The sequence below is a fragment of the Mesorhizobium sp. Cs1321R2N1 genome (genome assembly GCF_037179725.1).
Classification (GTDB): Bacteria; Pseudomonadota; Alphaproteobacteria; order Rhizobiales; family Rhizobiaceae; genus Mesorhizobium; species Mesorhizobium salmacidum.
The window spans coordinates 1-13,650 of the sequence record NZ_JAPYKP010000063.1 but is presented as its reverse complement, the minus strand read 5'-3'; the positions used below and the strand labels follow the sequence as shown (position 1 = coordinate 13,650).

Below are 13,650 nucleotides of genomic sequence, written 5' to 3'. Positions count from 1 at the left end.
GGCCATCATTCTGCGGCTTGCCCCTTTACAACTGCGTCGTTGGCGGCGTCGACCGGGCCGTCTTCGAGCAGGAATCCACCCGACTGGCGCTGCCAGAGCTGCGCGTAGAGCCCGCCCCTGGCGACCAGTTCCTCGTGCGAACCCTCCTCGATGACGCGGCCCTGGTCCATCACGACGAGCCTGTCCATCGCCGCGATGGTCGACAGCCGGTGCGCGATGGCGATGACGGTCTTGCCCTGCATAAGCTTGTAGAGATTCTCCTGGATGGCCGCTTCCGCCTCGGAATCGAGCGCCGACGTCGCCTCGTCAAGGATAAGGATGGGCGCGTCCTTCAACATAACGCGAGCAATGGCGATGCGTTGCCGCTGGCCACCGGACAGTTTGACGCCACGGTCGCCGACATAGGCATCGAAGCCCTGGCGGCCGCTATGGTCCGAAAGCGCCGATATGAAATCCAGCGCCTCTGCCCGCCGCGCCGCCTCGACAAGCATGTCGTCGCTGGCATCGGGCCGGCCATAAAGGATGTTCTCGCGCACCGAACGATGCAGCAGCGAGGTATCCTGCGTGACCATGCCGATCTGGGCGCGCAGCGAATCCTGCTTCACGCCGGCGATCTCCTGGCCGTCGATCAGGATCCGGCCGGACTCCAAATCGTAGAAGCGCAAGAGGAGATTGACCAGCGTCGACTTGCCGGCACCCGAGCGTCCGACAATGCCGACCTTTTCGCCCGGCTTCACCGTCAGCGACAGGTTTTCGATGACGCCCTTCTGCTTGCCGTAGTGGAAGCGGATGTCCTCGAAGCGGATATCGCCTTTGGAAACGCTGATCTCCTTGGCATCCGGCCTGTCTTCGACGAGGCGCGGCAGCGAGATGGAGGCGATGCCGTCCTGCACCGTGCCGATATTCTCGAACAGGCCCGACATTTCCCACATGATCCACTGCGACATGCCCCACATCCGGAGCACCAGGCCGATGACCACTGCAACCGCGCCGATCGTCACCGCTTGCCCCATCCACAGCCACAGCGAGATCGCGGTGACCGAGAACAGCAGCAGCGCGTTCAGTATGTAGAGCGAGCCGAACAGCACCGTCACCAGCCGCATCGACCGGTAGACCGTGTCGAGGAAGCCCATCATGCCTTCCCTGGCGAAGGCGGCCTCGCGGCGCGAATGGGAAAACAGCTTGACCGTCTGGATGTTGGTGTAGCTGTCGACGACGCGGCCGGTCATGGTTGAGCGCGCATTGGCCTGCTCCTCGCCGACCTTGCCCAGGCGCGGGATGAAAAAGCGCAGCAACAGGATGTAGCCGACCAGCCAGACGCCGAGCGGCGCCGCCAGCCGCCAGTCGGCCGAACCGACGATCAACAGCATGCCGAGGAAATAGACGATGACGTAATTGAGGACGTCGATCACCTTGATGACGCATTCGCGCACGGCGAGCGCGGTCTGCATCAGCTTGGTGGCGATGCGGCCGGCGAATTCGTCCTGATAGAAGCTCATCGATTGCTTGAGCAGGTAGCGATGCACCTGCCAACGGATGCGCATGGGATAGTTGCCCATCAGCGTCTGCTGGTTGAGCAGCGAATGCAGCCAAACCGTGCCGGGCAGCGCAAACAAGACGACGAAGGCCATGCCGGCGAGCTTCCAGCCCTCCGTCTGCAGGAAAGTCTCGCGGTTCTGCCCCGACAGCCAGTCGACGATGCGGCCGAGGAAGCCGAACATCCACACTTCCGCGATGGCGATGGCCGCCACCAGCACCGCATCGACAAGGATATAGGGCCATGCCCCGCGCGTATAATGCAGGCAGAAGGCAACCAGCGTCTTGGGCGGCTCGACCGGTTCCGCGGCCGGGAACGGATCGAGCCTTCTTTCAAACCAGCTAAACAACAACATAGGCATGCCTGTAAAATCTGTTTTCCGCTTACGCGGCTTGGCGACGTACAAAGTCCTCGGACCGCATGGCATCGAGGGTCGACGCTCCGGAATCATCCGGAGCGTCGGCCCTGCTTCGCGCTATATAGGGGTTCGCCGGCTTTTCGCCGACAGGCACCTTTGTCGATCCTGACGACACGGTGCCACCAGTCCGGTTTTTCGCGCCCGGCCGGATCAGCCGGACGATCCGGCGCACCAGCGACGGCCGGCTCGGGTCGGGAACCGCGTGCGAGAAATCGACATCCGGCAGCATGCCGCGATGCGGACGCCGGCGCACTTCGGCATGAACCGCCGACGAATAGGTCTCGCCGATCAGCAGCGCCCAGGTCGGCAGCCGGTGGACATGCAGGCTCCTCGAGCCCGGTATTCTGTAGGGATCGAACATCGGTCCGTCCTCCGTGTGAAAATAGAGATGAAAAGGATGATCGACATCGTGCCGCGGGATCGGCGGCGGATCAGTCGGGACGCGTTGGGACGGGGCCATCGGCCCCTTCGGCAGCTTGAAAAACATCGCAGGATTCCTTCGAAGACCAGGGTATGGTTTCGGCGGAAATCGGTGCGGAAGTGTCTAAAAGATCAGGAGAAACGTCGTACCGAAACCGCCAGGGCGCAAGTAAGCCCACGGGTGGGGCGCTGGATGTACATGGCCATCATGAATTACCCCTCCATCGGTTCGGGTTGACAATGCTGGTCGTATACTCGACTTCGCAGAAAATGGCCACCCGCAGGTCCAGGAATTTACAAAACCGCGAAGCAGCTGTGGCCGATCTGCCACTTATTAGAAGGACGCGAAAGTGAACCGTGGTCTCCGCATCGCGCTCTACCAGCCTGACATCGCCGGCAATACCGGGACAATCCTGCGCTTCGCCGCGTGTCTCGGGCTTGGCGTCGACATCATCGAGCCGGCTGGCTTTCCGCTCTCCGACAAAGCGCTCAAGCGCGCCGGCATGGACTACCTCGAAACGGCTGCCCTGACCCGGCATGTCGACTGGCACGCCTTCGAGGAGTGGCGCAAGGCGCGCGCGGATCGGCTGGTGCTGCTGTCGACCAAGGCTGCGACCCCCTACACCGACTTCAGCTTCACCGACCGCGACATCCTCCTGTTTGGCCGCGAATCCGCGGGCGTGCCGGATCCAGTCCATCAGGCGGCGGATGTTCGGCTGACCATCCCGATGCGGCCCACCGCGCGCAGCCTCAACGTCGCCCTTTCCGTGGCCATGGTGGCGGGCGAAGCCATCCGGCAGCTCGGCTAAGGGACCGGCGGCAGCGCGGTCCGCAGCGATTTTTGCCCAGGCGCACATCCGCCTTCTCCTTCGTTTGCACATCCAGGCTTTCTTGGCTACAAGCTCAACTTAACTTGAGGTCAAGCGGAAAATTGCGAGATGGCACCAGTGTTGGAATTGACGGTCGGCCAGGTGGCTGCGCGCAGCGGTGTGGCGGTGTCGGCGCTGCATTTCTATGAAGCCCGCGGGCTGATCCGCAGCCACCGCACGTCAGGCAACCAGCGCCGCTACGGCCGCGACGTGCTGCGGCGGGTGGCGATCATCAAGGTGGCGCAGGAGGTCGGCATCTCGCTGGCCGAGATCGGTGATGCGTTGGCATCCCTGCCCGAGGGCCGGACGCCGACACGCGACGACTGGAACCTTTTGTCGACAGCCTGGCGCGACGGGCTCGATCACAAGATCGCCCAGTTGAAGAAACTGCGCGACGGGCTGACCGACTGCATCGGCTGCGGCTGCATGTCGATCGACAAATGTCCGCTGCGCAACAAGGAGGATCGTCTGGCCCGGGAGGGAACTGGCGCGCGGCGGCTGGTTCTTCCTTCTTCCCGTGCACGGGGAGAAGGTGCCTGAAAGGCGGATGAGGGGCAGCGCCAGCACTCGAAGGTTCGCGCCGCCCCTCACCTGCCTACCGGCATCCTCTCCCCGCAAACGGGGCGAGGAAATCCTAATCCGCCGCCGGCAAGCGCCTGATCGTAAACTCGATCAAATCCCCCGGGCGCTCGAACCAGCTTTCGATCTCGGTCCAGTAGGCCTGCTTGGGGAAGCGTTCGAACCATTCTTTGGCCTTGAGGCGGGCATCCGAGCGCGGCAGGACGAAGGTCTCGCGCAGGAAACCGTCGCGCGGCATGCGCGCGCGCTCGGCCCGGCTTTGGTCGAGCCTTTTCTTCAGTCCATCCAGCGGCGGTCTTGCCGGGGCGCGCACGAAACAACTCCTTGCACCTGGCGCATGACCCCGAAATCGGAATCGAGGTTCGGAAAGGATCATGCGCGAAACCAAAGTGACTTGACCCTGTCCCTTAAGAGATTAGGGATCGCGCCCGGAAAAGACGAGTCTTTTGTCGACTCACCGCCCCGCAAACCGGAGACGGCACTTGGAACGACCTGAAATACCGGCGGGGCTGCCCGCCGACATCGAAGAGAAGAAGATGAAGGCCCGGCTTTGGTTCGAGGCGCTACGCGAGCGCATCTGCGCCACCTTCGAGCAGATCGAGCAGGATCTCGGCGGGCCGCTGGCTTCGTGGTCGCCGGGCCGCTTTGAAAAAACGCCGTGGGAGCGCGATCAAGGCACGGGCGGCGGCGGCACCATGTCGATGATGCATGGCCGTGTCTTCGAGAAGGTCGGCGTCCACACTTCGACCGTTTATGGCGAGTTCTCGCCCGAATTCAGGAAGCAGATGCCTGGCGCCGAGGAAGACCCGCGTTTCTGGGCATCGGGCATTTCGCTGATCGCGCACCCGTGGAACCCGAACGTTCCGGCCGTGCACATGAACACGCGCATGGTCGTCACATCCAGGCATTGGTTCGGCGGCGGCGCCGACCTGACGCCGGTGCTCGACCGCCGCCGCACGCAGGACGATCCCGACACGACAGCCTTCCACCGTGCCATGCAGTTCGCTTGCGAGAAGAACGCCGGCGTCGCCGACTATCCGAAATTCAAGGGCTGGTGCGACGAGTACTTCTTCCTGCCGCACCGCAACGAGCCGCGCGGCACTGGCGGCATCTTCTTCGACTGGCTGCATTCGGCGGAGGAGAAGGGCGGCTGGAACGCCGATTTCAATTTCGTCCAGGATGTCGGACGTTCGTTCCTCGTCGTCTACGGCCATTTGGTGCGCGCCAACTTCAACGAGAACTGGACCGATGGCGACCGCGACGAACAGCTCATCCGCCGCGGCCGCTATGTCGAATTCAACCTTCTTCACGATCGTGGCACCATCTTCGGGCTGAAGACCGGCGGCAATGTCGCCTCGATCTTGTCCAGCCTGCCGCCGGAGGTGCGCTGGCCGTAACAAGATGGTGAGCGCGACGTGAAGCCGCATTGATGTCCCATTTGTCGAAAATGGGCGCGGAATGTGACGCCAGGGATATCTTTTTCGTCTAATATCCATCTGAAAAAATTGGGTTATTTGTCGCATTTGGGTCGGGAAGCGCCGGTGGTTTGCCTGAGGACAATTCCAGGAAATGCAACCGCTTTCCCTTCGGAATTGCGTCGGAACAAGGCGGGCCGCGACTCGACGCGACCGGACGGCCCAAAGACGATGCGGATCATCTTCGTGAAAAAGGATGCCCGCTCTTCCAGGAGTATCAGCATGAGAAAGATCATTGTTTCCGCCGCCGCGGCCGCCCTTCTTGCTTCCGGTTCGGTGGCGTTCGCCGCCGTCAAGCATACCACCGGAACGGTCAAGACCTTCGATACGGCGTCCAAGAGCCTGGTTCTCGACAATGGATCGTCTTTTACGCTTCCCGAGACTTTCAAGGATCCTGGCCTGAAGGTCGGCGAGAAGGTCAGAATTTCGTGGGACATGAGCGGCAAGAACAAGGTTGCCGAGGCAGTCAAGATCGTGAAGTGATGGCCTGCCCGCAGGGCTAGCGTAAAGAGGGCGGAGCAGCGCTGCTCCGCCTTTTCACCGTTGACCGCAACCAAAGCCACCCCATCTGTGTTATGGTCTTCACCCTGCCCGTGGTCCGGTTCCGAGGCCGCACAGCGGGCCAAGAAGATGCGGAGCTCCGGCCTGTCCCTGCAGGGCAGTCGATCCGGCTCCATGGAGGAAGAGGAGAAATCCCATGAAGCAGTTCCACTGCGGATCGCTGGTTCCCGGCTGCGACTGGCATACCCGTGCCGACGAGGAGGCCGAGGTCATGCGCCGTGCCGTCGAGCATATGCGCGAAACGCATGGCGAGACGATCATCCGCGAGACGATGATCGAGGCTATCCGCTCCCGAATTGAGAAGGCCCGCGACGCGGCGTAGGGCGCGGCGGGGCTGTCGGTATTAGCAAAGGAACCGCGGTGGCGCTCGGGTAACGCGCGTCGCATCGGTTTCTTTCGACGCATGGACTGCGCCTCCAAAAATCATATTTGCTCCAGCTAAAATAAACCACGCGGTAACCGAACCCGTGCGATCGTCAGACTGATATCCAGACTACAGGGGCTGCCAGAGAAGCCCGTCGCCGTCAGGCACTGGTCCGGAATCGGTGGGGCGAGGTGTTTCGCGGATGCGCGAAAAGTTCGGCAATCGTGCGAGTTTGTGCGCAACGGCGCTCCTGCCGTGGGCGCTCCTCGGCACGCCACCAGCGGTTGCCCAGGAATGGGCGACATCGCTCATCGACATCCACCAGGGCTCGCCGCTCAGCGACAAGGCGAGAGGCCTGGGTGACGGCGGGTATGAGTTGCAGACCGGAAGCCGGATATCGTTCAATCAGTGGTACCAGACAAACTGGGTCGACATGCATGTGGACCTGATGACGCAGATCACGCAGGACACCGGTATTCTTTGGGGGTTTGGCACCGGGGAACAAGGCGAGAAGTATCGGATCGAGCCCAGCCTCAAGGTTGGTTTCCTCACACAGCTGCATCCGAGTGCGAACAGCATACTGTCCCTGTCGTTCACCACGACCTTCGGCGGTAAGCTCACCGAAAAGCCCTGCCAGGCCGATTATGGCGATCTGGGCACCTACAGCGTCAATTGCCGGCTCGCCGCCGGCGAGATGGCGCCCGAGGAAACCTTGAAATATCTGGTTAACGCTAAACCGGAGAGCCAGCATCTCTGGCTGAATTACCGTGTTACTTTCTGATCGCGAGGGGCCGGGCACGAGATGTGGCATAGCCGCCGGAGATTCGCGGTAGTCCGTCCTAGCTTCCGTTTGAACCGGGGTAAGATCATGTCAAAAGCGCGTTGGAAGTTCGGTGTCGCCACGGCCCTCGCCCTTCTGCCGGCCTCCATGGCGGCGGCTCAAGAAGCTGGCGGTCCGGATCCGCTATCCACGCTCTGCCGGGGCGGTCAGTCGAACGCTTCCATATGCCTGAGCGCAACCTTGCCGGCGGCTACATCGCAGATTTTGCAGGGCTGGATGAACCCGGATGTCGGAGCCGCATGGCGTGCCGGTTACAAGGGCCAAGGCGTCACCATCACGATCGTCGACGATTTCTCCAGCACATCGAAGTTCAGCGGCAATTTCGGCATCGGCACGCAGACCCAGCGCCACGGCGAATGGACCCGCGAAGAAGCCAGCATGGTTGCGCCCTTGGCAACCATAAGGTCGAAAGACTTTTCCACCAGCTCATCGGTCGCGCTGTCGCCGGGCCTGAACGTGCTCAATCTGAGCTATGGCATGTACACCAATGCGGGTTACAGCCCCAGCCAGATCGGATGGAGCGCCGAGGAAGCCTCCATCATCTCCTATGCCACCAAGGGAACGGCCGTGGTTTCGAAGGCCGCGGGCAACGACGCGGTTGCCGTGGGCGGCGTCACCAGCGGCCAGCAGGATTATCTCGACCTCGCCCTGGTCGGAAAGGCATCCGCGATTTTCGTCGGCGCGCTCAACAGCAACGGCACGATGTCGAACAAGGCCAGCATGGCCTGGTACTCCAACATCGCCGGCTCCAACGAGGCTGTGCAGAGCCATTTCCTGGTCGTGGGTGTCACCGGGGACAAGACCGGCCTTTACGGCACCTCTTTCGCCGCGCCGATCGTTGCCGGCTACGCTGCCATCGTGGGCAGCAAGTTCACCAAGGCAACGCCGACCCAGATCACCAACCAGTTGCTGAACACGGCCCGTACCGACACGCTGGCCAACTATAGCGCCTCCGTCTACGGCAAGGGCGAGGCAAGCCTTTCGCGTGCCCTCGCTCCGCTGTCGATCAGGTAGCGGCACGGAACCGCAGGGTGGCACCGGCAGAGACCCAGCGGTTCTGGCTACGTTTCAAGGGCCTGCGCGGCGCGTTCGAGCAGCGCGGCGCGATCAGGCGCAAATCCCGCTTCGATCCATTCCGCCTCGATGTTTTTCAGGATTTCGCCGAGCTTCGGCCCTGGCGTTGCGCCGAGCGCGGTCAGATCGGCCCCACGCAGCGGAAATTCGGGCCTTTCCCATTTGAGCGCAAAGGCAAGCAGGCGCGAAAAGCCGCCCGCTTGAAGCAATGCATTATTGTTCTCGACAGCGCGCACCCGCGCCGCGGCAAGCGCAAGCCGCAGGCGGTCGACAAACCCTTGCCGGTCGCCGCGATAGAGTTTTTTCGCCAGTTCGCCCTCGGTCGTCTTCGGCTCGATGGCCGTGGAGAGCGCCCAGTGGAGCATGCGGTCGGCTTCGGCGGTCGAGAACCTGAGCCTCACGGCCAGCGTCTTCATGCGCGCCGCATCCGGCGGCACGATTGCCTCCAGCCGCAGCATCGGATCCACCGCCCAGCTCAGGTCCTTCTCGGCCTTGGTCAACCCGTGGATCGCGTCGATGCCCCATTTCTCGCTTTCCGACAGCGCGGCGGTCAGGACACCGGCCTGCCGCATCCAGAGCAGCGCCCGCGAAGGATCGGGGGCCGACAAGAGCTTCTTCAGTTCGGACCAGATGCGTTCCGCCGAGAGTTGGCCGAGGCCCTCCTTCAGCCGGGCGCAGGCCTTCAGTCCCTCGGCGTCCGGCCGGCCATCGCCATACCAGGCAAAGAAACGGAAGAAGCGCAGGATGCGCAGATAATCCTCGCGGATGCGGGCCTCCGGATCGCCGATGAAGCGCAGCCGGCGCGCCTCGATGTCGGCAATGCCGCCGACAAGGTCGACAACCCGTCCGTCGGCCTCCGCGTAGAGCGCGTTGATGGTGAAATCGCGCCGCTCGGCGTCGAGCTTCCAGTCGCGTCCGAACGACACCTTCGCGCGGCGGCCATCGGTCTCCACATCGGCGCGCAAGGTGGTGATTTCGTACGGTTTTCCGCCGGCAACCACCGTGATGGTGCCGTGCTCGATGCCGGTCGGCACCGCCTTGAAGCCTTCCGCCACGGCGCGACGAATGGTTTCCTGCGGCAGGCAAGAGGTGGCGATGTCGATGTCGGTGACAGGCTGGCCCATCAGCACGTTGCGCACGGCGCCGCCGGCGATGCGTGCCTCTTCACCGCCTTCGGTAAGCACACCTAGGAGGCGCTGCAAATGCTTGTCGGAGAGCCAGTCGGCCCTGCCCGCGATCGAAACACTCACGCATAGAGCCTTTCATAGAGCGTACGGATGATACCGGCGGTGACGCCCCAGATGCGCCGGTCGCCATAGGGCATGTCGTAGAAGAACCATTCGAGATCGTTCCACATGCGGCTGTCGCGCTTGTGATTGGCGGTGTCCATCAGGAAGCGCAGCGGCACTTCGAAGGCGGCATCGACCTCGTCGACGTTCAAAGCCAATTGGAAACCCGGCCGCACGATGCCGAGCACCGGCGCGATGCGATAGCCGCTGCCGGCGACGTAATCGGGCATGCGGCCGATGATCTCGATGCGATCCGGGGCAAGGCCGATTTCCTCGAAGGTCTCGCGCAGCGCCGCCGCCTCCGGGCTCGCGTCGGTCGCATCGATCGTGCCGCCCGGGAAAGCCACTTGGCCGGAATGGTTGCGCAGCTTCTCGGCCCGTTTGGTCAGGAGAACCGTCGCCTCGCCGTCATGGTCGACCACCGGGATCAGCACCGCCGCGTTGCGGAGCGGCTTGCCTGGGTTGAGGCGCGGGTGGCCGGGATTGAAGCGGTGATCGCCATAGTCGTCGCCGGCATGCGCGTCCGGCTGCGCGGCAAAGCGCGCGCGAAAATCCGCCGATGAGAACGGTGCCGGCGACACCTGGTCCATCATGCGCTCAACCGCTCCAACTGATCCGCCGGCATGATCGGAAACACGGCGTTCTTCGAGCGCACCGAAAACATCGCCCTGCCGTCGATCTCGATCTCCTCGCCGTGCCCGACCAGTTCGTACATGACCGGCCGCGCCACCAGCGCCTCCAGCCTGCCGCGCACCAGCAGATAGGGCTTCAAGCCGCCGGTCTCGTTCTCGTCGACGAAGCGCAGCGGCCGCTCCGGTCCGGCCTCGACCACGTCGCCGACATTGGTGCGGAAGGTGATGACCTGATCCTCGCCTTCGCCCGAAACATCCATCTCGACGGCAATGAACGGCGCATCGGCGACGCGGATGCCGACCTTTTCCACCGGCGTCACCAGATAGGTCCTACCGTCGGCGTCCTTGCGCAGCACGGAAGAGAAAAGCTGCACCAACGGCATGCGGCCGATCGGCGTGCCCAGGTAGAACCAGGTGCCGTCGGCCTTGATCTCCATGTCGAGATCGCCGCAAAAGTCGGGATTCCAGCGCTCGACCGGCGCCGCGCCCTTGCCGGCACGGGCCGCGCGCGAGATCAGCGCCTCGAGGCCTCGAGCCTCGGTGGCCTGCGTAAGGCTTTGTTGGCGATGTTCGTGGTGTTCCGTCATCGTCACGAAATAGTCACTGTTGTTCCGCTTGTCAGCCTAAGTCTGTGATTTAAGTTCAACCATAGGCGCTCCGCGAGGCCGAATCGCGGCAGTCTATGGTATGGTGCGGACCAGTATTTCCAAACCATGGCATTCCAACCAAAGGGATCGATGCGGCATGAGCGTGATGGTCAAGGAAAGTCCGATCAGCGAAACGGACATGATCGCCGAGGCCGAGAAGGCGCTTGCCGACATCTCCAGGATCCGCGACGGGGTTGGCCGGGTGATCTTCGGCCAGGAAAACGTCGTCGAGCGCACGCTGGTGGCGCTGCTGGCCGGCGGACATGCGCTGCTGGTCGGCGTGCCGGGCCTGGCCAAGACCAAGCTGGTCGAGACGCTGGGCGTCGTGCTCGGGCTTGATTCACGCCGCATCCAGTTCACGCCGGACCTGATGCCGTCCGACATCCTCGGCTCCGAGGTCATGGAGCAGGACGAGACCGGCAAGCGCTCCTTCCGCTTCATCTCCGGCCCGATCTTTGCCCAGCTGCTGATGGCCGACGAGATCAACCGCGCCTCGCCGCGCACGCAGTCGGCGCTGCTGCAGGCGATGCAGGAATATCATGTCACCATTGCCGGCGCGCGCTACGATCTGCCCTCGCCCTTCCATGTGCTGGCGACGCAGAACCCGCTGGAGCAGGAAGGCACCTATCCGCTGCCCGAAGCCCAGCTCGACCGCTTCCTGATGCAGGTCGACATCCTCTACCCCGAAATCGAGGCCGAGCGCCGCATCCTGCTGGAAACCACCGGCGTCGAGGACGCGAAAGCCCAGAACGTGCTGCAGCCGGCACGGCTGAAGGAGATCCAGACGCTGATCCGCCGCATGCCGGTGCCCGAAAGCGTCGTTGAGGCGATCCTCACCCTGGTGCGTTCGGCGCGTCCGGGCCAGGGCAATGCCGACACCGACAAGCATGTCGCCTGGGGTCCGGGCCCGCGCGCCAGCCAGGCGCTGATGCTGTGCACCAGGGCCCGCGCGCTCTACGACGGACGGCTGGCGCCCTCGGTCGACGATGTCAGGGCACTGGCCGAGCCGGTGCTGCAGCATCGCATGGCGCTGACCTTCGCCGCCCGTGCCGAGGGCACCAGCGTGCGCGACGTCGTGGCGAAACTCGTGAAAGGCGTTTAGGGTCGGGACCCGCTAATATGATCGAAATGGCGCCTGAAATGGCAAAAAGATGCGAGGAGAACCGCGAAGGTCGGGGTCTTTCCCCCGGCCAAGCGGTTCGACGACGCAGCTTGGAGCCATTTCGGCGTCCGGAGGATGTGGTCCATCTGCCCGCCTACTTTGTCGCGAAGGACTTGAAAGCCGAATGGCTTCCTGCGCCTTCGCTCCGCGTATCCGAACAGATGGCCTCACACCATTTAGATCATATTAGCGGGTCCAGACCCTAATGGCGCGTATCGGCGAGGTCCAGGCTCCGGCAGCGACGCGCGACGCGCTCGCCCGCGGCCGGTTGCGGGCTTCGCTTGTCCCCGATCTGCTGGTCGAGGCGCGCCGTATCGTCAACACCGTGATCGCCGGCTGGCATGGCCGCCGCAAGCGCGGCATCGGCGAGAATTTCTGGCAGTTCCGGCCCTATGTCGAAGGCGATTCCTCGCGCATCGACTGGCGCCGCTCGGCCCGCGACGATCACACCTATGTGCGGGATCGCGAGTGGGAAGCCGCTCATACGGTCTGGTTGTGGGCCGACCCCTCGCCGTCCATGCTCTACAAATCGACGGGTGCCGGCGTTTCCAAGCAATCGCGCGCGCTGGTGCTGACACTGGCCATGGCCGAGCTCCTGTCGCGCAGCGGCGAGCGCATCGCCTGGCCGGGGCTGACCGATCCATTCACCGCCCGCAACGGCGCCGAGCGCATCGCGGCCCAACTCATGCATGCCGGCGAGCTACCGGCAAAACCCGATCTGTCCGACATCAGGCGCTTCTGCGACATCGTCATCGCCAGCGATTTTCTCGATCCGGTCGAGGAAACCATGGCCTGGCTCGACGTGCTCGCCCGCCACGGTGTGCGCGCGCATCTGATCGAGGTCGCCGACCCGGCCGAGGAAACTTTCCCCTATGCCGGCCGCACCGAGTTCACCGATCCCGAGACCGGCGACAAGCTGACCGCCGGCCGCGCCGAGATGTTGGCCGACGACTACCGCTTGCTCTACACCGCCCGCCGCCAGGAACTGGCCAGTTGGTGCAAGCGGCTCGGCTGGAGCTTTACCGTCAACCACACCGACCGGCTGGCTTCCGACGCGCTGGTGCGCCTGCACATGGCAATGACCGCCGATGGCGGTCATGCCGGGCTGACCTCTGGTCATGCCGGGCTGACCTCTGGTCATGCCGGGCTGACCTCTGGTCATGCCGGGCTGACCTCCGGTCATGCCGGGCCGAGCGCCACTCCCGGCATGATCGCCGGTGGAAATCAGCCCGGCATGACCGCCGGTGGCAATCAGCCCGGCATGACCGCCGGTGGCGGTAAGCCTGACATTACCGCCGGTGGCGGTAAGCCTGACATTACCGCCGGTGGCAATCAGCCTGGGAAGACCGTCGCATGAGCTGGCTGCCGCTCTCCTTCGGCGCTCCCATGGTGCTGTGGGGCCTGCTGGCGCTGCCGGTGATCTGGTGGCTGCTGAGGTTGACGCCGCCCAAGCCGCAAACCGAGGTGTTCCCGCCACTGAAGATCCTGGCCCGTGTGCTGAGACGGGAGGAAACACCGCAGCGTAGCCCTTGGTGGCTGACGCTGCTCAGGCTGCTGATGGCGGCCCTCGTCGTCGCGGCATTGGCCGAACCTGTGTTCAACCCGCGCGAAAAGCTGCCGGCCGAGGGCGCCGCCCTTGCGCTGGTCATCGACAATGACTGGGCCAGCGCCGCCGACTGGAACAAGCGCATCGCCACCGCCGAGCGGCTGATCAACGACGCCGGCTCGAACGGCGTGCCTGTTATCATCGCCTTCACCGCCGAAAAGCCCAATGCGGAGATC

15 protein-coding genes and 1 pseudogene are annotated in these 13,650 nt (G+C 63.7%); 10 read left to right on the top strand and 6 right to left on the bottom strand.

The annotated features are described in order from the left end of the window. Nucleotides 1-5 precede the first annotated feature (5 nt). Complete coding sequence (locus tag O7A61_RS17335) at nucleotides 6-1,892, bottom strand: ABC transporter ATP-binding protein (RefSeq protein WP_337130845.1); 1,887 nt, start codon at nucleotides 1,890-1,892, stop codon at nucleotides 6-8. 28 nt (nucleotides 1,893-1,920) lie between these two features. Beyond that, nucleotides 1,921-2,442 carry a hypothetical protein gene (locus O7A61_RS17330; RefSeq protein ID WP_337130844.1) on the bottom strand — a complete coding sequence of 174 codons (522 nt, stop codon included), beginning with the start codon at nucleotides 2,440-2,442 and terminating at the stop codon, nucleotides 1,921-1,923. Nucleotides 2,443-2,725: 283 nt separating this feature from the next. On the opposite strand from O7A61_RS17330, the gene O7A61_RS17325 reads away from it, so the two are divergent. Both O7A61_RS17325 and soxR read left to right on the top strand, forming a co-directional pair. Beyond that, complete coding sequence (locus tag O7A61_RS17325; RefSeq protein WP_337130843.1) at nucleotides 2,726-3,184, top strand: tRNA (cytidine(34)-2'-O)-methyltransferase; 459 nt, start codon at nucleotides 2,726-2,728, stop codon at nucleotides 3,182-3,184. A gap of 129 nt (nucleotides 3,185-3,313) precedes the next feature. Further along, on the top strand, nucleotides 3,314-3,784 hold the full coding sequence (soxR, locus tag O7A61_RS17320) for a redox-sensitive transcriptional activator SoxR (protein ID WP_337130842.1): 471 nt from the start codon (nucleotides 3,314-3,316) through the stop codon (nucleotides 3,782-3,784). A 94-nt stretch (nucleotides 3,785-3,878) separates the two neighbouring features. Here the strand turns inward: soxR and O7A61_RS17315 are convergent, their stop codons facing one another. Then, nucleotides 3,879-4,136, bottom strand: coding sequence for a hypothetical protein (locus O7A61_RS17315; RefSeq protein WP_337130841.1), 258 nt, complete (start codon nucleotides 4,134-4,136; stop codon nucleotides 3,879-3,881). 169 nt (nucleotides 4,137-4,305) lie between these two features. On the opposite strand from O7A61_RS17315, the gene hemF reads away from it, so the two are divergent. The 5 genes from hemF to O7A61_RS17290 all read left to right on the top strand — a co-directional run bounded on the left by hemF (nucleotide 4,306) and on the right by O7A61_RS17290 (nucleotide 8,078). Next, on the top strand, nucleotides 4,306-5,220 hold the full coding sequence (gene hemF, locus O7A61_RS17310; RefSeq protein ID WP_337130840.1) for an oxygen-dependent coproporphyrinogen oxidase: 915 nt from the start codon (nucleotides 4,306-4,308) through the stop codon (nucleotides 5,218-5,220). A gap of 300 nt (nucleotides 5,221-5,520) precedes the next feature. Then, nucleotides 5,521-5,781: a DUF1344 domain-containing protein gene (locus O7A61_RS17305; RefSeq protein WP_337130839.1), complete on the top strand. Its 261-nt coding sequence runs from the start codon at nucleotides 5,521-5,523 to the stop codon at nucleotides 5,779-5,781. A gap of 214 nt (nucleotides 5,782-5,995) precedes the next feature. Beyond that, the gene (locus tag O7A61_RS17300) at nucleotides 5,996-6,181 is read left to right on the top strand and encodes a DUF1059 domain-containing protein (RefSeq protein WP_027143380.1); all 186 of its coding nucleotides are present in this window, start codon (nucleotides 5,996-5,998) and stop codon (nucleotides 6,179-6,181) included. Nucleotides 6,182-6,425: 244 nt separating this feature from the next. Continuing rightward, nucleotides 6,426-7,004 (top strand): hypothetical protein, encoded by a 579-nt coding sequence (locus tag O7A61_RS17295; protein ID WP_337130838.1) that lies wholly within the window; start codon nucleotides 6,426-6,428, stop codon nucleotides 7,002-7,004. Nucleotides 7,005-7,091: 87 nt separating this feature from the next. Then, on the top strand, nucleotides 7,092-8,078 hold the full coding sequence (locus O7A61_RS17290; protein WP_337130837.1) for a S8 family serine peptidase: 987 nt from the start codon (nucleotides 7,092-7,094) through the stop codon (nucleotides 8,076-8,078). 47 nt (nucleotides 8,079-8,125) lie between these two features. On the opposite strand, the gene O7A61_RS17285 is transcribed toward O7A61_RS17290, so the two are convergent. Genes O7A61_RS17285 through O7A61_RS17275 form a run of 3 tightly spaced genes read right to left on the bottom strand, consistent with a single transcriptional unit; the run spans nucleotide 8,126 to nucleotide 10,646 of the window. Then, a complete protein-coding gene (locus tag O7A61_RS17285; protein ID WP_337130836.1) occupies nucleotides 8,126-9,388 on the bottom strand; it encodes a CCA tRNA nucleotidyltransferase in 1,263 nt (420 codons plus the stop codon). Beyond that, entirely contained in the window at nucleotides 9,385-10,017 is a 633-nt protein-coding gene (locus tag O7A61_RS17280; RefSeq protein WP_140505187.1) for a CoA pyrophosphatase, read from the bottom strand. Before O7A61_RS17280 ends, O7A61_RS17285 begins: the two co-directional genes overlap by 4 nt. Further along, nucleotides 10,017-10,646: a DUF1285 domain-containing protein gene (locus O7A61_RS17275; protein WP_027143385.1), complete on the bottom strand. Its 630-nt coding sequence runs from the start codon at nucleotides 10,644-10,646 to the stop codon at nucleotides 10,017-10,019. Before O7A61_RS17275 ends, O7A61_RS17280 begins: the two co-directional genes overlap by 1 nt. A gap of 157 nt (nucleotides 10,647-10,803) precedes the next feature. Here O7A61_RS17275 and O7A61_RS17270 point away from each other — a divergent pair, with 157 nt between their 5' ends. The 3 genes and pseudogenes from O7A61_RS17270 to O7A61_RS17260 form a co-directional block, all read left to right on the top strand. Continuing rightward, a complete protein-coding gene (locus O7A61_RS17270; protein WP_027143386.1) occupies nucleotides 10,804-11,808 on the top strand; it encodes an AAA family ATPase in 1,005 nt (334 codons plus the stop codon). A gap of 265 nt (nucleotides 11,809-12,073) precedes the next feature. Beyond that, nucleotides 12,074-12,994 (top strand): annotated as a pseudogene (locus O7A61_RS17265) (DUF58 domain-containing protein); the annotation flags it as partial. A 227-nt stretch (nucleotides 12,995-13,221) separates the two neighbouring features. Further along, nucleotides 13,222-13,650 (top strand): BatA domain-containing protein (locus O7A61_RS17260; protein WP_337130835.1); only part of this gene is annotated, 429 nt, incomplete at its 3' end.